We start from the raw sequence: 19,465 nt of genomic DNA, 5'->3' as shown, positions 1-19,465 counted from the left end.
CATCCATGTGTGTATTGCAAACGAAAAGTACATAAGATTGCAATGAAAAAATACACAGTCCTGATTTATTCATAGAAATTCTCAAATAACTAAATCACGCTTATGTATCAAGCAGTTCAACTCAATTAATGATGCATGAAATAAATGAAAAAAGAATCCATTTCTGCTAGAGTTAAAAGTACGACCAAATAACCTACAGAAAGGATTCTTCTAATGGCTACTTTACCGCAAATCACGCTAAAATTCAATCGTCAAATTAAATTATCTAATGATGGAGGTTCTCTTTCTTCTAATACGGGTGAATTCATTTATAGAGAATTCGATGAGAAAATCGGTTTTACAAAAACGATAATGAAACATCTACACTTAAATGATAAAAGTCTCTACCATCTTTACTCGAATGAAAATTTAATTAGGCAAAAGATTTATCAAATGATTGCTGGATATGCTGTAGACGATGCTGCTGACCATTTAACGAATGATCCTGTTTTTACAAAAGTCGTAGGAACAGACACTTTAACTTCTCAACCTAGTTTATCCCGACTTTATACAAGGTTTGATAACGGTTCAGTTGGACATTTAAATGATGCGAATCAAGAACTTTTAGATAAAGCGCATGAATATAGAGAGTCAAAGGCGCTTATTATCGATTTGGATTCAACCCATTCTGATACGTTTGGAGACCAAGAATCGGTAGCTTATAATACCCATTATGGAACAGTAGGTTTTCATCCATTAGTTGCCTTTGATGGGATGACTGGTGATTTTCTAAAAGCTAAGTTGCGCCCTGGAAATGTTTATACTTCTAATGGTGTCAGGGACTTTGTTGAGCCTATCATTAAACATTACAATGAAAAGTTCCCAGAAACCACTCCATTTATTCGTGGAGATAGTGGCTTTGCTGTCCCAGAGCTATACGATTTGTGTGAAGCTGAATCCGTCTATTATGTGATTCGCTTGAAATCCAATGCTATATTGCAACGACTTGCGGATAAATACCAACCATCGACTGCACCAACTGACATTTCACAAGCTGAATATTATTTTGATGAAACAGAATATCAAGCAAAATCATGGTCTAAACCAAGAAAGATAACCATTCAGTCGGTTCGTCCAGCGGGAGAATTGTTTTTTACACATTCTTTCTATGTCACGAATCTCATTGATGCGTTCACGCCAAACACTATTGTTCGTACATACCAAAAAAGAGGCACGATGGAAAACTATATCAAGGAAGCCAAAAATGGTTTTTATCTAGATAAAATGGACAGTCATTCTTTCCAAGTAAATGAAATAAAAATGATGTTAAGTCTATTAGCCTATAATCTTACGAATTGGCTACGAACGCTGTGCTTTCCAGAAGGACAAAAAACCATGCAAATTGAAACCATACGTACAAGAATTATTAAGGTTGCCAGTAAATTGGTGAAATCGGGACGATCGTTCTATTTTAAGTTGTCCTCTAGTTTTGTGTACCAAGATTTCTTTTAGAAAGTTTTAGGGGGGGTTCAATCGTTAAAACTAGAGTGAAACCTATTTTCATTCCAATTTTTAAAGCAAATTCAAGTCCAAGGGAGAAGTCTGCCCAAAATCAGGGAGTTTTTAGGATCTTTTGTTTTTAATCCGTCATAACCTAAAATTACAACTTAATTGATGCTGGAAAAACAAAATACTGATATTTAGTTTCAGTTTCCGACTTTGCTTGGAAGTATGAATAATTCAGGTTACCTATGCTAATATGAAAATATATAAAAACTAATGATACGTTCCAGCGAGCACTAGAAATTCCCAAAAAACTTTAGTTTTATTTATTAAATATCACTAGCGTCGCATTAAAATATTTTCGTGTAATACTAAATACAGAATTTTCTGTATTTAGTATATTCCCATAAAAAAATCCTTTATAATGGTTGGTGGTAGTAACCTATCCAAATCCAATATAAAGGACAAAAGTCATGGATAAGTCTACACGAAAAATATCATTTACACAATGGTTAACGCCTATTAATCAAACTTTATTTGAAGAACAGGTGAAAACATATCAACTGAATCACTATACAAAAAAGCTACATATGGATTCATTTATGTCATTACTGCTTTATGCTCCACTTCATGAAACTGAAAGCTTACGAGCACTCAGTGATGCTGTTTTCTCAGATGATTTACAACAAGCAATTGGGTTAGAATCCATTAGTTTTTCACAGCTAGGAAGAAAGCTAAATCAGATCCAACTGCTTTCTTTCAAACGATTTTTCTGGATTTAGTTGCTAAGATTCATGAAAAAACAAATTTTCAAAAACGAAGAAAAGGAACAACACCCTTAAAGATCATTGATTCTAGTACATTGCTATTAAATTTAACGAACCATCAATGGGCTGAATTTCGTAAAACAAAGTCAGGTGTCAAGCTACATTGACGACTTGTGTTTATGGAAAAAGGTCTTTCCTATCCAGATCAAGCGGTTCTTACCAATGCAATTGAACATGACCGTGGACAACTAGAGGTTTTGATCGACGACAAAGTCTGCATGTATGTTTTTGATCGGGGCTATCTGGATTATGAACGATTCGATCGTATGACAGATGATGGTTACTTTTTTGTTTCACGCTTGCGAAAGAATGCGGTGGTAAGAGTGCTTGAGACTTTTCGACTTCCAGCAGTATCTAACGTATTATCAGACGAAATGGTTGTCATCGGAACATCGCAAAATCGTTCAGAAAACGTATTTCGTAGATTGAAACTATTAGATACAAAAGGAAATGAGCTAACTTTACTCACCAATCGCTTTGATTTAGACGCTGATGAAATAGCCGAGATCTATCAATCAAGATGGGCAATTGAACTATTTTTCAAATGGATGAAACAACATTTAAGTATTAAAAAGTTTTATGGGCGTAGCGAGCAGGCTGTTCACAATCAAGTGTATCTGGCAATGATTGTGTATTGCCTAAACGTTTTAGCTCAACTGAACATGGCGCCCATCATATATTTGGGTTCAAAAAATTAAAGGGAAAGGCGTCCCGTAAAGCTTCTTAGTCACTGTTGCCCTTGCCATTAGCTATCGTAAAAAAATGGATGTTTACTACCTTAACTTAGGTGTTTCAACTTTTTTGTTTTGTACCTAAAAATGTAGTCTGAATATTCAAATATTATTTATGCGACACTATTGAAATAATATAAACAATAAAAAGTATTAATTTTATATCACAAATCTTTTGAAGGATACAAATACATCATGAAATTGGTAGTTAAAATATCATTTCCCATAAAAAAACACTCAGAATGTTTAACTTCTGAGTGTAATAAAATCAATATATAATTGTTCAACAATCGCGCCCGTTTGTTATACAATATAAGCTTTAAAAATCATCAAATTTTTTCTTTGCTTTTTGTTTTAATTTAAAACCAAATCGACTTGTATGCTCATCATTTTTCACAAGTAATTGATACGCAGAAAGCACTGTGATAATACGAAGTAATATATATAAACCAAAAGCTATTAGAACCACAAAAATTGGGTAATAAGGAACCAAGACTCCCATATCTAACTTTTTCTCCAAGGCAAAGGCTAAAAACCCTATTGCCAGTAAACCGGCACCAATCACCATCATTACTGAATATTTTCCTTTAAAGTTCTCATATCTCCCTGCTAGCTCTTTAAAGTAATTTGAATCAAACAATAAAACTTCCTTTTTGAGAACTGTGTATTGTCCTTGATCAAAACCTAATGTTGCAAAAGAAACAATCCCTAATGCTGCAATAACAATAATTAAAAATACTCCTAATACTGAATTTTTCCCTAAAATAAAATAAGGTTCAAAAGCCAAGGTAAAAAGACCAAAACCCAATGCTATGTGCCTGGCGGTTTTTTGTGTACTTAACAAAAAAGCTTCTGCCATCTCCCTGCTAACATAATAACCTTCTTTTTCCTCATTGTTCTCAACGGAATCCTTCAATAAGTAATCAATGGATACCTCAAAGATATTTCCAATCATCAAGAGCTTTTCTGTTTCGGGAAATCCCTGACCATTTTCCCATTTGCTAATTGCTTGTCTTGAGGTGTTTAGTTTTTCAGCTAAAGTCTCCTGAGAAAACCCCTTTTCTTTTCTAAGCTTAAAAAGTTTTTCACCAAACATTCCCTTCAACTCCTTGCATTTTGTTAGTTTTAGTGTATAAAAACATTGCTGTTATTTCTATCACATGGGGAATGCACATTGTCACCTTGTGGTTGCATTGTTGTTATATCGTGTATTTTAAAGTTTTTTTCTCATGCCACTCTTAAACAATTTATTTATTCAAATATAAATCATAGTAAAAAGAGAGATCTTTTATCCCCTTTTTTACTTCCAATAAGTCCGTTCAAATTATTGTTTTTCCTACATATAATTGTTTAACAATCAATTTGGCCCGTTTGCTGAATATCAGTCTCTTACTTATAGTTTAACATAAAAACAATTTTTTTCTAAAATCGATAGAAAAAAAGCACTGCGAAATACAGTGTTAAGTTGGACTGAAAATGGTTTTAATCTGATATATTCATGGTTTCGGTGGAAAGAGAAAATGATTTACTGTATTTCAAACTTCTTACGCTTCTTGTAAACGATAATCTACACGTCCATAAATCACACACCAAAAAACAAGCATGCTTTCTCCATTTTTATCACGTATCAATTTTCCATGAGGAAAAAACGGAAAATCTTCAATCCAATCCATTACTTTTGCTTCATTTCCTTCCATAAAAATCACACACAACCATATTTTGGGCAGTAAAAAAATCATGACAGATAAAATTTGTCATACGTTAGTTTTGTTATTTATAAAACTTCAGCAATACCATCCATAATATATTCCGCACATGGTACAGCAATCGCATTTCCAATTGCTTTATATCTAGCATAATCACTAATCGCTTCACCTTTGTTCCCTAAAGCTGTCCAGCCCTCTGGTAAACCCATTAAACGTTCACATTCTAATGGCGTAAGTTGTCGAATATAGCCTTCTTTTTCTTTCCCTTCGTACCAGAAAGAAAAGTTATTGACTGATCCCGCTAACAAAGTAGGGAAGGGATCGTTTGTCTTTCCGAAACTTCCATGAAATCCTTTTTTGTTTCTTTCTTTGGCTGTACTTCGCATGCGTCTCTCTTGAAAGGGTCGGACGATGTGTATTTTATTTGACGCTTACATTTTAAGAATATAAAGTGTTGAAAGTTCACTAATAAAATTACATTTTATAGATATTTTATAACAAATATAAGTAAAATTATGTTAAACTTTAGATAATGAGTTTTTCAATAAATTCATTATCTAAATTAGGAGGAATTATAGTGGGTAAGAAATTTCTAAGTTTGATGGTTATATTTAGTCTAGTTGTGGCAATGATGACTCCATTTTATCCGACAGTACCGCTGAATCATTAGGGGGGTAAAATCATCACCAACAACTCGTATAAACGCATTTTTTCGTAGTCGTGAAAGGAAAAAGTAACCATCATCGGTCATGCGATCAAAGCGTTCGTAATCGAGATAACCACGATCAAATACATACATGCATGCTTTGTCATCTACTAAGACCTCAAGCTGATTGCGATCGTGTTCTTTTGCATTAGTAATAACGGCATTTTCGGGATAAGATAATCCTTTTGCCATAAATACGAGTTTTAGATGCACTTTCACACCCGCTTTTGTTTTGCGGAATTCGGCCTATTTATGATTGGTTAAATTCAATGGCAATGTAGTTGAGTCAATGATTTTCAGAGGCATCACAAGCTTTGTATAATGTGTTTTCACATGAATCTGAGACACTAAATCAAGGAATAACCTCTGAAATATATCTGGATTCAACCCGTTTAAGCGACGAGACAGCTGGGAAATACTAATCGATTCAAGATCAATTTCATTTTGAAGTTGATCATCGAAAAGGCAATCATTTAGTTGATGTAAACTCTCCACTTCTTCTAGTTGTGCAAAGAGCAACAACTTTAGAAATGACTCTGTCGTTAATTTCTTCGTATAGTAATCTAATTTTATCGTTTTCACATTTTCTTCAAATAATTGAAGATTTATTGATGAAAACCATTGTCCAAATGAAGTTTTTCGTGTAACCTTATCCATGAGATTTGTCCTTTATTAGTGGATTTGGACGGGTTACCACCTGACTATATCCATTATAAAGGACTTTTTCTTTGCATCATAGTAAATTAGTGAAAATTGTGGGTATTTTTAATATTTAGTTTCAATTAATGCAACGCTAATGAGATTCTATTAATAAAATATGAGTCTACATTCAAAACTCAATTTTAAAAAATATTAGGAGACTACGGAAATGAAGAAGATAATTACATTAATGGTAAGTACAGTGTTTGCCATCTTTTTTGCAATGGGAACTGTTTCAGCATCTTCCGAGATGTTATCAAGTGATGGGAACAAAGAATTTCTTAAGGTTCAAATATTGAAATCTATACAGGAGGAATATCCTAATGCCCAATTTATTGAAAAAGCAGAAATACCAAATCAATCAATAGTTCCATTTCAGGGAGCTGCTTCTCCATTAACTTCTTTGAATGTATATGCTGCTATATCTACCATTTATCCTCAGTATGAATACTTTTCAGAAAATCAACTGGCATCTATTGAGGATCATGGTGGAGATGAAATGTATATTGTTACAAGGGAAATTGGTTATAGTAGTAATACATCAAGAATTGCACAAATGGATGGTGTAAATATATCTATGTTAATGCAGCAAGACATCGATTTAAATGGTGATAACATTGTTGATGGCGTATTTAGATGGTGGGATGCAAGTGGGTATGAAAAGGGTAAATTTACTTATCAAGCTACATCTATCAATTATCCTTGGAATACAATGAATACATGGATGAATATTAGATAACTAAAGTTGAGGGGGAATTAATATGGATATCAATAAAATTGTTACAACACCATTATCTGTAAATTTCACTACTTCAAAGAAAGTACACACTGATACTAATAATTTGTTTAGCATCGAAACACACACAGGGACGAAAAATATATCTTCATTAGAAATAAAAACGGCGAAAACTTTGAAAACCCTCTCTGAAAAATACGATATTACTAATGCTACATTTCAGGAGCTTAAAAAGATTAGTTCAGCCTTGTATAAAGCCGACGAAATATCCCTAAAAGAACACGCCCTCATAACTTTTGACCTTGGTAGGGCTACGGAATCTATTAAACAAGATATACCTAGCGTATCCCATAACTTCACTATGTATGCTACCAAGGCAAATAAATCAGGGGAAAGGAATTGGATAAAGGAATTCCAAGCAAGGGCGGATCAGGCATTTGGTTACGGTAATATCATTGGAGCTCAAGCAAATCTAAGTATAGTAGCCATTTTACAAAAATTAAAACACTAGACTGATACTGTTTCACCCCATATATCACTACCATTGTATTAACGATAATATAATGGTAGTGATATAACTTTATAAAAACCAACGAGTAGACATAGGCAAGAAATCGCTAACTTGCTTTGGTTTCTCATTTTGTTTCAACCTTTTAAATTCCTCCTTCGCTTTCGAACTATATTTTTTGTTTTTCCGTTTTGTTTCATTTTCGCCTTTCACAATATTACTTCGCTTCTTCTTTTCCATTTGCACCGCTTCAAATTGTTCTTTTGAAATGATTGCTGGGTGATTGTTTTCAGATACATAATGTTCTTGATGTTCTCCGGCATTGAGCAGTCTAACTACACCGATATATTTTTCATTGCTCAGCATGACATCAATCGTTCGTTTACTCCACTTTTCTTTCCCTGTTGGTGTTTTTATTCCTAACTTCTCTAACTCTCTTTTTATACCTATGATGCTTAAGCCACGTAAATATAAGTCATAAATCAATCGAACATTTCTAGCTTCTTCATTCTTTATAATCAACAGACCATCTTCATCATTTTCGTAGCCATAGCATTTTCCGTTGTACAGTTTAGACGTTCCTTGGGCGGTATGACATTTATACCCATTCAATATTTTCACTGCGAGATTCATTTTCTGCTTGCGCAATGGATTCGATAATGGAAATCATTAAAGCACTATCCGTATCAGCTGTATCTAAGCCTTTTTTTTCAAAAATAACACGTACTCCAAGTTCCCTTAGTTTGTTCAATCCTTCAAGCACTTCAACCGTATCTCTACCAAATCTACTGATATTTTTGGTTATAATGATTTCTATATTTTTTCCTTCACAATCTTTTATTAGACGATTAAATGATTTGCGGTTAGACTTCGCTTTTCCTGAAGCAATGTCTATGTATGTATCAACAAGTAACCAATTAAGGTGTTAATCTAGTTAAGGCAGATACTTGGGTTGTTAAGCTATTCAATTGTTCCATACTATTGGAACTTACACGACAATAAATGCCTACTGGTTTTTCACGTTTAATAGGTTTTGGCGGAATAAAGTGAATTCTACGTTGATCAGACATCCCCTTACCTCCTGGCACTTATGTTCTTACATTCATTTAGACTAATCACATCTAATATCTTTTCTCACTATATGATTAGTCTAAATATAGCACATTTTATTCCATACATCTATCCTGTCAACTCCCCTACCAAAAATCTATTTTATTAACTCAACCCCCATTTTCAGTCTTTCTAAAGCCAATAACAAAAAGGGCTCCACCTGTTTATTCATATAAAATAAACTTAAACCTTGCTATATCAATGCTTCAATTGCCGATGTATTTATTCCCTAGACATCAATGCCACCAACTCGACATGTGTCGTTACTACTATGTGAACACAATTTATTATCCTCGTTGACTGTATGTGAACACAATTCGTTAGATGTTTTTGTGTTTTCTTTTTTCGCATTTCTTCTTGCAGGTTTAAATTTTTCACCATCGAGACTATTACTTAAACCTGTTTTATATACAAATGTAATCATAGCAGGATCTTTATTTCCATCTTCATCTACTCCAGCTACAATTACCTTGTCAACGACACTTTCAAATACATATCGATCAAACGTATCAATCACTTCATTTTGTTCCAATACTTTTTTGAAAGCTAACAAGCGTTTTTTAATATCCTTCTCTTCTTCCAAATTTGATAAGGACTTTTCTCTTGTTTGCACCTTTTCATTAATCTCCTGCATGAGTGCATTGTACTTTTCTTCGTACGTTTCCTTATCGATGATTTCCTCTAATCTCATGTCCACTAATTTATTCTTTTTGTTTTCCAATCCTTGAATTTCTTTTTCTGTTTTAGATATTTTTTTATGAAACGTATTGGAACTCAATGTTTCTTCCATGCGTTGCAAAAATTCTTCCAAGACATCTTTGTTATTATTACACATAATTCGACAACTTTCTAGAAAGGCTTTTTCAATGGCTTCTTCGGGTATTCCTTTACTGTCTGGACAGAACTTTTTTCCCTTTTTTGTACTTGTAACGCACTACCAAATCGTTTTGCTATATTTTGTTGAACTATGCCATCTGCGTCTTGTTAATGTACTTTCGCAGTAACCACAATCAATCATACAGCTAAACGCATATTTACGACTATACTTCTCTCGCTTCCCATCATTATTTTCTACTGTATTTCGTCCGCGATTTCTTCTCATCCTGATTTCCTGTGCTTTATCAAATATTTCCGCACTGACAATTGGTTCATGGTGATTTCGTAAATAGTACTGATCTTCCTCACCTAAGTTTTCTAATCGACGTTTTGAAATAGGATCTAGTGTAAAAGTTTTTCCCATTAAAATATCGCCTTTATATTTTTCATTCTTGATAATTCCAAGTACAGTTGTTTCTGCCCATGTTGGAGTACCTCTCTTTGTTTTGTAGCCTAAATTCTCTAACTCCCTTGAGATGATACTACCACCAGCTCCCTCAACATACCTTTGGAAAATATAACGAACTATTTCAGCTTCTTTTTCATTAATCGAAATACTTTTATCTTCTGGATGATAGTCATAACCAAGACACCCTTGAAAACCGACCAACTCTCCACGTTGCATTTTCATCTTTAATCCTTTTTTAACATTAGCAGAGATATTTTCTACTTCCTGTTGAGCAACTGAACTTAAAACAACAAGTAACAATTCACCATCCATTGTCAGTGTATTGATTTTTTCATCTTCAAAATATACGGCTATATCTCTTTCTTTTAACATACGAACATACTTCAACGTATCTAATGTATTCCTTGCAAATCTAGATATTGATTTCGTAATTACCATGTCAATATCTCCATTCATACAATCATTGATCATACGTTGAAAATCTTCACGTTTCGTTACTTGTGTACCTGTGATCGCTTCATCCGCATAAATATCAGCTAACACCCATTCAACATTTTTCTGAATTAAATCAGAGTAATAAGAGACTTGTGATTTATAGCTACTTAACTGATCTTCTGAATCTGTACTTACCCTACAATACGCTGCCACCCTAAGCTGTTTTATTTCTTTTCCACGTTTCTGGTTGGCTAAGTTACTATTGGCACGAATCACTTCTACCTTTGACATAACAGTTCCTCCTTTTGTGTTCCTATCTACTTTCTATTGTATCGCCAATAGAAACACAATTCAGCCTGTAATATCAGAAATGATGCCATATTCTTTCATTAATTTATTTTTCACCATGTAATATTCTTTCTCAGTAATCAATTTACGGGTTAGCAGTTGTTTTAACATAGCAATTTGCATACTATAAAGAATCAAATTCTGTTTCAAAAAACACGCCCCCTTATAATCAATTAAAAATCAGACGGCTGTCGGTACAGCTCCACGGGAATTTCACCCCTGCAAGTATTCCTTCCAGCTCTACTCATAGCTTGCGACGCTTCAAACGCTCGAACCATGACGGTAGAGGAGTATCATTATCCTATCTGATGAGTTATCGCCAGCAATCCACCACGATTACATTAGATTCATAGATAATCGCTCGTTTCTATAGAAAGTCATGGCGTATGAATCAAATGGCTCTGCATCAGTAGAACGTATCTGATTTTCAGTTTATAATGCACGGCGTTATCTTCCGTGCTTTCTTTGTCAAAGAACTAATATATGATTAATGAAAGGGAAAACCTAACCATGTAATCAAATCTTGAAAGCTAAAATGGCTTGCATAAGCTTCGAACGTAAACGATCATGTGTGTCTACATCAATGCCCCAATACATATTGCCACGCTCATCATAAAGTTTACGCATGGACAAACTTGCCATATAGCTTCCATAATGCAAAATAACGTATTTCATCGCTTCTGGCTCACCCTTATTTGCAGCCAATATAATTGGATATGGTAATAAACCACGTTCGTTGTCTTTTGTGTTAGCATCAATCATCCCAGTCATCTGCATGTTCCTCCAAAAATCGCTTTAACCTTTTAAAAGAGCTTGTCCGTCTATACTGAGCAGTACTACGAGGAATTTCTAGTAGTTCAGCAATTTCTACATCTGATTTATCAAAAAAATAGTATAGTAGGACGGTCTTAAGCTTTTCTATTGGCAAAGTACGTAATGCTTCAGCAAGTAATTTTGGAGTGAGTTTCTTTCCAGCCACTTGTAGACTTTCTCCTTCTTCTCCCTCATATTGCTTGTCTAAGGTATAAAGTTGATTTTCCTCTTGTGGTGTTAGATCCGAAAAGGTCATCTCCTTTGTTAACCGTTGTTGCATTTCGTTATAAATATTGATTGCTTCATTCTTCAATACTCGTTTACAAAAAGCATTAAAAGCACAACGTATTTGCCATTCGGTACGATCTGGTTCTATCATGCATTTCCTCTCCCTTTGCAACTGCAAAGGTGGGTGATAATTTCCCCTCTCATAACCTTCAACAAGATTTTTTATAAAATGCCAAAAAAATCAGTACTTTTATTAAAAAATCCCAACTGAACTTCAGCCAGTTGGGCATAAACTTTTAAATATTTCATTAGGTACTGTAACTCGATAGACTGGAAAACTCGCCATTTCATAGTGCATTAAAATTTCTCTTAAAACATTGAATGGTACATAGTCAGTTGAGAAATTAATATACATGGAGATTTCCTCCTTTTAACCGCTATATCATTAAATTAGAACAAACTTAATACACCTCTAAAATATTAATTTTTAGAGAAACCAACCATTTTCAGCATGTTTATTTTGATTAATTTATTCTACATCTAATTTACAACTCAACAACGGCTTTTCATTACTACTTTTTTGGAAAAAGTGTATAAGACCACGAATAAATAAAATCAGCTATAAAAACAATTCCCCAAATTACTCCAATCCCCAAGGTTACATCATTAGGATAAGGTGATTCTTCGGCTATTCCTTTATTTATCCATGAAAAATTACTTAAATACATTTTTATTTCTGAAATACTTTCTGTACCCACCAGCCAAAAAATAGCTTGAACTGATACAAATATAAGTAAATGTATAAAAGATGAAAGACGATACTTTTTTGCAATATATTTAGGATTATTATTTCGATTTATAATTTTATAATCTTTATCCGACAATAATTCAATACCACGTAATGTACCAATCTTTTTACGCATCCAGCGATCCAATTTCATAAAATCGAATATGCCAAATGTACACGCATAAATGATGAAAACAAAAATAACAATTTGGAAGGTTGAAATTTCACCCGTTTGCGAATAGACATATAGCCCAAGCGCCCCTTCAATTATTAACATAAAGAGGAAGATAAAAATAAACATAATACTAAGTCTAGATTTATCAAAAAAATATCGAAATATACCAAATAAAACTAGCAATCCAAATGACAAAAATTCTATGAAAATAAACAGTTCCCAATTATATTTAATAATTAAATCCATAAAAATCTTCCTTTTTCTTTTTAATAAATTAGTTTAAACAACGATAATAGTATTTAAGGGAACACCCTGAGATATTTATGAACGATTTCTATTTTCAATTTGATGTATCCAATTTAAATCTGCTTCTAAATGTAAGAGCGTACCACTTATTAATAAATATTTATCTTCTTCACCTTTAATAAGTAACTCAGTCTTTAATTTAGTCAACTCCATTACATCTTTCATTATTAGTGCTTTTTGTTGATCAAGCATAATATTTTCCTGATCAAAATGAATTTTGCGAGCACAACTCCATTTGAAATGGAACTCGTCTCTAGTAGAAGAGTATGGTACAGGCTCTAACAACCATCTTGTTAATTCTTTTTCACCTTCCGACTCTAACTTATATAACTTTCTTTCTTGATCATCAATTCCTGCCGACGAAACAAGTTGGTCACGAATTAGACGATCAAGAGTAGTATATATTTGACCAGGATTAATTTTACCTTTGATTCCTAAAAGAGACTCTAACTCAACTTTTAATTCATATCCATGATTTTCTTGTTGGAATAGCAGCGTTAATATTCCATATTTTACTGACATGTTTTCTCAACCTTCTTTGAGTGATGATAAAATATTTGTTTTACTAGCTGTCGTACTGGCAATCCAAGATGCAAAGAGACTTAGTAAAAGACCAGCAATCAATGCTACCCCAATATTATTAATAGGCATCTGAAATGATATAAAATCCCCTAAAAGCTTTGATTTACTAATTACGTAGAGTAAAATCATACCTGATACTACTCCTCCAATAACTCCTGCTAAACCTATGAGTAAACCTTCTCCAATCACCATTTTCCTTACTTGCTGTCTAGTAAATCCAATAGCTCTCATTGTTCCAATTTCGGATGTACGTTCCAAGGTATTCATCAAAAGAGTATTAGCTGTACCAATGCTTGCTAGAGCAATAATTAGGAAGAGCATGATTAATATTAATTCGTTCATACCAGACAGCGCAGAGGTAGTTGATTTAATTTCATCTTCGACTGTTTTAACTTTTGAAAGGTGCCCATTGAAATCTTTCCATAACTGATCCCGTAACTGCTCACCGTTATATTTATTGTTTAATGTTAGTAGCATATCAAAGCTATTTTTCCAACCGAATTCATTATTTAAATGCCCCTCATCCATAAAACCAACATATCCTGAATAATGTGAGGTATCTACGACATCAATAACTTTAATTTTTTGTTTACCTGAAGGAGTATTTACATTCATGTATTCTCCAACTTTTCCACCCCATTCATCAAAAGCTCGTTTACCAAGCAGAATAGTTGGTTCCTCTTGTAAGTCTAGATATAGTGAATCTTTTCCTGAATCTTCAAATAAAGCAGGCCCATTATCATTGATGGCAAAAATAGAAAATTGCCTATCCTCTTCATTAATAGTTTTCCATGTAATAGGTGTCGCTTCTGTTAAAGGGACAACATTTGCAATAGAATCATAAGAAAATAAAGTTGTTATATCCTCACTAGACCAAGGAGCTTCTGAAGTAATTCTTATATCGCCTCCATACGTATTCCTAATTTCACTCTCATAACCTTCAGGTGCTGATTCTATAACAGAGCTTAACAATAAAATTACTGCTATCCCTATAGCAAGTATAGCGGAAGTGTTGGCATTTCGATTTAACTGCTTCGTAAGGTTGTGGGTAGATAATATTCCTGAATAGCCGAGAAATACTTTGAAAATAGGTTTAAAAATTTTACTTATTCCTTTTAACAAGAATGGGAACAGTAAAATAATACTTGCTAAAATAGCTAAATAGGAAACAAAATGATCAATAAATATAAAAGTAAGTAACCCCACTCCAACAATACCTCTAAATACATATTGTCTTTTTAATGAGTCTGTATGATTCCCCATTTTTAATGTTAAGAGAACTGACGTTTTTCCAGCATTATATATAGGAAATAAGGAAAAAATAATTGGGAATCCAATTCCTATTACTATAGCCACTACTGTAGGTATTTTCCAATTTAGAGTGTAAACCATATCAAAATCAAACACACTGAGTAACGTTTGCATAAAAATATCACCAAGCCAAATACCAATTGGTATCCCAATAATGGTACCAATTAATGACATTAGTATTACTTCAATTAGAACAAGCTTAGAAATAGAGGCTTGCAGATAACCAAAGCTTTTCATTATTGCAAATTCCTTTTTCCTCTCCATCACACTTGTATAAATCATATTAAAGACAATGAAGCCACTAATGAGCATTGATAAACCAGCTATTAAGTAAAAGAATGTATAGAGTCCCCCAATATCATTACTTTGTCGATCATCCGCGACAACTGGTTGAATATATACATTTGTATCCTTAAGTTCTTGCTGTAATGATTGAAAGAGTTGTTCTCCTTCTTCATTTGTTTGAAGTCTTATATAAGAAAGTTCATTATCCATACTTGTCCACTCTCTTAACATGCTAAGTGGTGCCATTACTCTAAAGCTGGCAGACTTAGCACCTTCCCAATTACTTGGACTTGCAAGTAATTGGGTATACTCAACAATTGCAGAAATTTTAGCTTCTCCCAAATTACTAAACTGAATGGTATCTCCAACTTTTTTGTTTAATAGATTGGCTAGAACATCCGGTATTATCAATCCCTCATTGTCTAAACTACCTTCAATAACAGGAAGTTTTAATAAAGAGCTATTTTGATCATTTACACCTGTTATTCGTACGGACCGTTGATTCAATGATTTATCGCTCAGGTCAATGAATGCTTGTTTATCAAGTACAAACAATGATTCAGTAACCATTGTATTGTTTAATTTGGCTGAAACATTATCTTCTGAAAAAGTTTGTTCATCGCTTAAAAGCCAATAATCAGCATTTGCTACATACATCTGTTCATAGTACTTAAAAACTTCATTTGTTGTTTTATCTGCAATCAGCATAGATGTAATAAAAGCGACACCAATAATTATCCCAAGCAATGAAAAGAAAAATCTTTTTTTGTTTAGTGTTACGTTACGCCATGAAATTCGCCACATATTTAGCATAATCTTCTTCCTTTCTAGAAATTATTTGATCGATTACCCCGTCTTTGAACAGAATAATTCGATCCGCAAACCCAGCGGCGAAAATATCATGAGTAACCATGATAATTGTTTGATTGTATTCTCTATTGAATTTTGTAATTAAACCTAGAATGTCCTCGGCTGTATTCCTATCTAAATTTCCTGTTGGCTCATCTGCCAATAATACTGTTGGTTTGCTAACCAATGAACGAGCTATAGCCACGCGTTGCTGTTGGCCCCCACTAAGCAAATTAGCTCTTTTACGGCCTAGTCCTTTCAATCCAACAGAATTTAATAACTCTAAAATTACTTGTTTCTTTTCTTTTGTTAAATTTCCATCGGCGTGAAGAGGAAAAGCAATATTTTCTTCTACACTAAGGTTAGGTAGTAATTGATAGTTTTGGAATATAAAACCTATATTTTTCCTACGAAATATTGTTCTTTCCTTTTCCGTCATATTATTTAAATAATTATTATTAATAATAATATCTCCTTCAGTAGGTACATCAAGGCCACCTAAAAGTTGGAGTAATGTACTTTTTCCAGATCCACTTGGCCCCATAACAGCTACAAATTCTCCTTCTTGAATTTGTAAACTAACGTCTTTTAATACTTTAGTTCTTTCTTGTCCTTGCAAAAATTCTTTTTTAAGATTTTTAACTTTAATCACTTTATCAAACCTCCTAATTTCAATATTATTATATACTAAGTATATAAGAATTCAAAGGATATATCTTTATAAAGGTTATTAAATTCATAAAATACTTTTATTCCAATGATATTCCTCACTTTACATATATACTAAGTATTTAGAGTAGATCTTAAATACAGGGTTCAACGGCCCTAAATAATGGAAAAAGGAGTGTTCATAAAATGTCCACGTAAATAAGTGAAAGTTTTAACGATTTTATCTAACAATCATCCAGTTAATATCTTTTTCTAAATAAAGGATATGTTGTGAGATTTCCATTGTTTTTGTCGTTTCATTTAAATACTTCACTGATAACCAAACTTTTATCTGTTCTCCAGATTGTTGGACCATAGGGTTAATCAACTCAGAAAATATATAGTCTTTATTAATTGAAGGTAAGACACCATCCTTTACATAATAAGCAAGTTCCTTCTCAGTTGCAGTCGGATAAAACGTAAAAAACGTCTCCAAAAACTCCGTTACCTCTTGCGTCGTATCAGAATCTACTGTACCATTACTTTCAGGTTGCTCTGGTTCATAATCTGATTTATTCGGCGTGTTCCATAAAGTAGGATTTTGTGTAATAATTAAGTTACCTACATTATCTTGATGAAGCAAGATCCGATAAGTAGAACTGAGTTTTTCGCTATTCTTATCTTCCGTAATATTTTGCTTTACCGTATAAACAACCGCATAAGCATCATTATCTTCTTGTGATACTGACCAAATATCAATATCACTGACACTCGAACTAGTAGGAATATCTGCTCTTACTGTATCAGAATTTAAAGCATGCAATTCCTCTGTTAGATAAAGACTTAATTTTTCTTCTCGTCGTTCAATCGATTCTTTGTTGTTTTGCCACGTATAGTAATCTTTCACAAAATTTTTCGTAAAGCTTTCAATCGCACTTGTGTCCACAAGCTTTGTTTCAGTCACTTCTTTTTCATGAACGGTATGTTGGTCAATTGCCGTAAAGTTCTTATAAATCCCAAAGACTAGGCTACTAATTAACACAATCCACAAAACTGTGACGGATTTCTTACGTGTGCCAACACTTTTTACTTTTGTTTTCGATGACTTTGTTTCCGATGTTTGTTTTCCCTTTTTTTTAAATACGTTTTTCATCTATTCCAACCCTTCCTATTGTTTAATTCGGCCAGCTCCAATTAGATGCTTTTGCCAATAAGCAGTCGTTAAGTCTGCATAGCCAATCGGATCACCTGCGTTATACATTTGATTATCTCCAAGATAAATTCCAACATGAGTAACATACGTTCCAGCATTATACGTTGAATGGAAAAACACTAAATCACCTGGCTTTGCTTCAGACAAAGAGATATGTTCTGTAAAGTCATATTGTTGTTGGGCTGTTCTTGGCAAATTAATTCCTGCTTTTTGGTAACTCCATTGCGTAAGTCCACTACAATCAAATGAAGTGCTTGGATTATCCCCACCAAATACATAAGGATAACCTTCGTACTTCAAGGCTTCATCCATCACTAGCTGAACAATATCACCATCAAATTGTGGGGAGTGAAAGTATTGATTAACTAAATCAACATAAAACATGTTGCCATACAGGTATCGCCAACCACCGTTCTTTTTTACCGCAATTGGGTTAGAGTAAGTCGTTTTACTTCCACCTGAATGTTCCTTCGCAAAACTTTGTGCTAAGTCAAAACTATATTGGTTTCCTCTTTGTGCGACATAATCAATGAAACCACCGCCATAGTTATAGGCTTGTATAACTGTATTTCCATCTACTCCCTTAGATTCCGCGGATTGTATTAAATCGGCAAAGTATTTTACTCCTTGTTTTATAGATGCTTCTTCCGAATCTAACGTATTGGGCGGTAATCCCATGGATTCACTGGATTGCATTACGTCAACTAATCTTCCACCACTTTCCACTTCCATAATTGCGAGTAATGTTGATACATATTCACTGACGCCATATTCTTGCGCATATTTTTCTACTGTTGAGCGATATTTTAATACATCTGCTGAAACCGAAACACTTCCACCACTTTCCATATCAGAATAATTTCCTCCTGATGAATCATCGTCATTAGAAATGAAAAGTGCTACAAAAACCAACAAGCCAAAAAAGAGTAGAAAGCCTACTCCATACGTAATGAGCATTATTTTTAATCGCATAACTTTCATTGACGTCCCCTCCTATGCATAGGCGCAGAACGTTTCTGAAGCTTTCTTTTCTTCATTACTTTGATTGGTTTATCTGGGCGCTTCATCACTTTTTGTATATTTTGTTTACCTTCTATTTCAGGACGTTCTTTATAAACTGATACTTTTCTATTCAATTTCGACTGTTTGAATTGATCCTGCATTTCAGGGGTTAAATATTCTTGAGCATTTGTTGATGTCTTACCTTGCTGTACAATTCTTCCCACAATCGATTCTCTTTGAGTAACTGGTCGTGTATGAGGAGACGGATCACGAGAAGGTGCACGTTTTTTATCCAAGGCACGTCGTCTATCTGCAATCGTTTGACGATGTTTCACTGTTCTTTGTTTTGTTGCTTTTTGTCTTTGTTCTTTTGCTTGTACCACACCTTCTTTAAAATCGTGAACTGGCTTTTTCAACTGTTCTTTTCCTTGCATCACTGCATATTTTGTACTCGTTGGTAAATCAATTAATTGTTCTTTTCGGTGTTTAACATTTGCCCGAACCTGATTTTTTGTACCAAGCACTTTTCCTGTATAAATGATAGTTTAGAAATGTACAAAAGTGATTAGATAAGAATGTACAAAACTAACTCGCTACTGCATAATAATCTGGGGTAATTATTATGCACATACAACTAAATGTAAATACAAATATTGAAGTGAATGAACTTACGGACTTACCAAAACTAAAGCT

Annotated in this window: 21 protein-coding genes and 2 pseudogenes; 4 read left to right on the top strand and 19 right to left on the bottom strand. The window is 33.6% G+C overall.

The genetic code is table 11. The features are described from left to right. The first annotated feature begins 213 nt into the window (after window positions 1-213). Window positions 214-1,491, top strand: coding sequence for an IS1380 family transposase (locus tag ACH6CY_RS11175; protein ID WP_374067415.1), 1,278 nt, complete (start codon window positions 214-216; stop codon window positions 1,489-1,491). Window positions 1,492-1,955: 464 nt separating this feature from the next. Then, window positions 1,956-3,026: pseudogene (locus tag ACH6CY_RS11170) on the top strand (IS4 family transposase). 333 nt (window positions 3,027-3,359) lie between these two features. Here ACH6CY_RS11170 and ACH6CY_RS11165 read toward each other — a convergent pair. The 4 genes and pseudogenes from ACH6CY_RS11165 to ACH6CY_RS11150 all read right to left on the bottom strand — a co-directional run. After that, window positions 3,360-4,136, bottom strand: coding sequence for a helix-turn-helix domain-containing protein (locus tag ACH6CY_RS11165; RefSeq protein ID WP_374067414.1), 777 nt, complete (start codon window positions 4,134-4,136; stop codon window positions 3,360-3,362). A 448-nt stretch (window positions 4,137-4,584) separates the two neighbouring features. After that, window positions 4,585-4,737 carry a hypothetical protein gene (locus ACH6CY_RS11160; RefSeq protein WP_374067413.1) on the bottom strand — a complete coding sequence of 51 codons (153 nt, stop codon included), beginning with the start codon at window positions 4,735-4,737 and terminating at the stop codon, window positions 4,585-4,587. A 77-nt stretch (window positions 4,738-4,814) separates the two neighbouring features. After that, complete coding sequence (locus tag ACH6CY_RS11155) at window positions 4,815-5,132, bottom strand: DNA cytosine methyltransferase (RefSeq protein ID WP_374067412.1); 318 nt, start codon at window positions 5,130-5,132, stop codon at window positions 4,815-4,817. Window positions 5,133-5,384: 252 nt separating this feature from the next. Further along, window positions 5,385-6,109 (bottom strand): annotated as a pseudogene (locus tag ACH6CY_RS11150) (IS4 family transposase); the annotation flags it as partial. A 211-nt stretch (window positions 6,110-6,320) separates the two neighbouring features. Between ACH6CY_RS11150 and ACH6CY_RS11145 the strand changes: the two are divergent. Together ACH6CY_RS11145 and ACH6CY_RS11140 are read left to right on the top strand one after the other, a co-directional pair. Continuing rightward, window positions 6,321-6,890 carry a DUF4879 domain-containing protein gene (locus tag ACH6CY_RS11145; protein ID WP_374067411.1) on the top strand — a complete coding sequence of 190 codons (570 nt, stop codon included), beginning with the start codon at window positions 6,321-6,323 and terminating at the stop codon, window positions 6,888-6,890. A 22-nt stretch (window positions 6,891-6,912) separates the two neighbouring features. Next, entirely contained in the window at window positions 6,913-7,398 is a 486-nt protein-coding gene (locus ACH6CY_RS11140; RefSeq protein ID WP_374067410.1) for a hypothetical protein, read from the top strand. Window positions 7,399-7,467: 69 nt separating this feature from the next. Here ACH6CY_RS11140 and ACH6CY_RS11135 read toward each other — a convergent pair whose 3' ends face one another. The 15 genes from ACH6CY_RS11135 to ACH6CY_RS11065 form a co-directional block, all read right to left on the bottom strand. After that, window positions 7,468-8,007, bottom strand: a complete 540-nt coding sequence (locus ACH6CY_RS11135) for a recombinase family protein (RefSeq protein ID WP_374067409.1) — start codon at window positions 8,005-8,007, stop codon at window positions 7,468-7,470. After that, a complete protein-coding gene (locus tag ACH6CY_RS11130) occupies window positions 7,994-8,284 on the bottom strand; it encodes a recombinase family protein (protein ID WP_374067443.1) in 291 nt (96 codons plus the stop codon). Before ACH6CY_RS11130 ends, ACH6CY_RS11135 begins: the two co-directional genes overlap by 14 nt. Before the next feature lie 28 nt (window positions 8,285-8,312). Next, window positions 8,313-8,465 (bottom strand): hypothetical protein, encoded by a 153-nt coding sequence (locus ACH6CY_RS11125; protein WP_374067408.1) that lies wholly within the window; start codon window positions 8,463-8,465, stop codon window positions 8,313-8,315. A gap of 269 nt (window positions 8,466-8,734) precedes the next feature. Then, window positions 8,735-9,340 carry a hypothetical protein gene (locus ACH6CY_RS11120; protein ID WP_374067407.1) on the bottom strand — a complete coding sequence of 202 codons (606 nt, stop codon included), beginning with the start codon at window positions 9,338-9,340 and terminating at the stop codon, window positions 8,735-8,737. Window positions 9,341-9,439: 99 nt separating this feature from the next. After that, complete coding sequence (locus tag ACH6CY_RS11115; protein WP_374067406.1) at window positions 9,440-10,516, bottom strand: recombinase family protein; 1,077 nt, start codon at window positions 10,514-10,516, stop codon at window positions 9,440-9,442. 60 nt (window positions 10,517-10,576) lie between these two features. Further along, window positions 10,577-10,723 (bottom strand): conjugal transfer protein, encoded by a 147-nt coding sequence (locus tag ACH6CY_RS11110; protein ID WP_306068122.1) that lies wholly within the window; start codon window positions 10,721-10,723, stop codon window positions 10,577-10,579. A 366-nt stretch (window positions 10,724-11,089) separates the two neighbouring features. Continuing rightward, complete coding sequence (locus tag ACH6CY_RS11105) at window positions 11,090-11,344, bottom strand: helix-turn-helix domain-containing protein (RefSeq protein WP_374067405.1); 255 nt, start codon at window positions 11,342-11,344, stop codon at window positions 11,090-11,092. Then, window positions 11,328-11,765 (bottom strand): RNA polymerase sigma factor, encoded by a 438-nt coding sequence (locus ACH6CY_RS11100; RefSeq protein WP_374067404.1) that lies wholly within the window; start codon window positions 11,763-11,765, stop codon window positions 11,328-11,330. Before ACH6CY_RS11100 ends, ACH6CY_RS11105 begins: the two co-directional genes overlap by 17 nt. Window positions 11,766-12,186: 421 nt before the next feature. Beyond that, window positions 12,187-12,822 carry a hypothetical protein gene (locus ACH6CY_RS11095; RefSeq protein WP_374067403.1) on the bottom strand — a complete coding sequence of 212 codons (636 nt, stop codon included), beginning with the start codon at window positions 12,820-12,822 and terminating at the stop codon, window positions 12,187-12,189. 75 nt (window positions 12,823-12,897) lie between these two features. Next, window positions 12,898-13,404 (bottom strand): PadR family transcriptional regulator, encoded by a 507-nt coding sequence (locus ACH6CY_RS11090; RefSeq protein WP_374067402.1) that lies wholly within the window; start codon window positions 13,402-13,404, stop codon window positions 12,898-12,900. Window positions 13,405-13,410: 6 nt separating this feature from the next. Beyond that, window positions 13,411-15,873 carry an ABC transporter permease gene (locus ACH6CY_RS11085; RefSeq protein ID WP_374067401.1) on the bottom strand — a complete coding sequence of 821 codons (2,463 nt, stop codon included), beginning with the start codon at window positions 15,871-15,873 and terminating at the stop codon, window positions 13,411-13,413. Further along, entirely contained in the window at window positions 15,842-16,561 is a 720-nt protein-coding gene (locus ACH6CY_RS11080; protein WP_374067399.1) for an ABC transporter ATP-binding protein, read from the bottom strand. The genes ACH6CY_RS11085 and ACH6CY_RS11080 overlap by 32 nt, the downstream gene beginning before the upstream one ends. A 237-nt stretch (window positions 16,562-16,798) precedes the next feature. Then, complete coding sequence (locus tag ACH6CY_RS11075; RefSeq protein ID WP_374067398.1) at window positions 16,799-17,710, bottom strand: conjugal transfer protein; 912 nt, start codon at window positions 17,708-17,710, stop codon at window positions 16,799-16,801. Window positions 17,711-17,725: 15 nt separating this feature from the next. Beyond that, a complete protein-coding gene (locus ACH6CY_RS11070; RefSeq protein ID WP_374067442.1) occupies window positions 17,726-18,742 on the bottom strand; it encodes a bifunctional lytic transglycosylase/C40 family peptidase in 1,017 nt (338 codons plus the stop codon). A gap of 5 nt (window positions 18,743-18,747) precedes the next feature. Then, the gene (locus tag ACH6CY_RS11065; RefSeq protein ID WP_374067397.1) at window positions 18,748-19,296 is read right to left on the bottom strand and encodes a hypothetical protein; all 549 of its coding nucleotides are present in this window, start codon (window positions 19,294-19,296) and stop codon (window positions 18,748-18,750) included. Window positions 19,297-19,465 lie beyond the last annotated feature (169 nt).

Source organism: Paraliobacillus sp. JSM ZJ581 (assembly GCF_044383835.1).
GTDB lineage: Bacteria > Bacillota > Bacilli > Bacillales > Amphibacillaceae > Paraliobacillus.
This window is presented reverse-complemented; position numbering and strand designations above follow the sequence as displayed.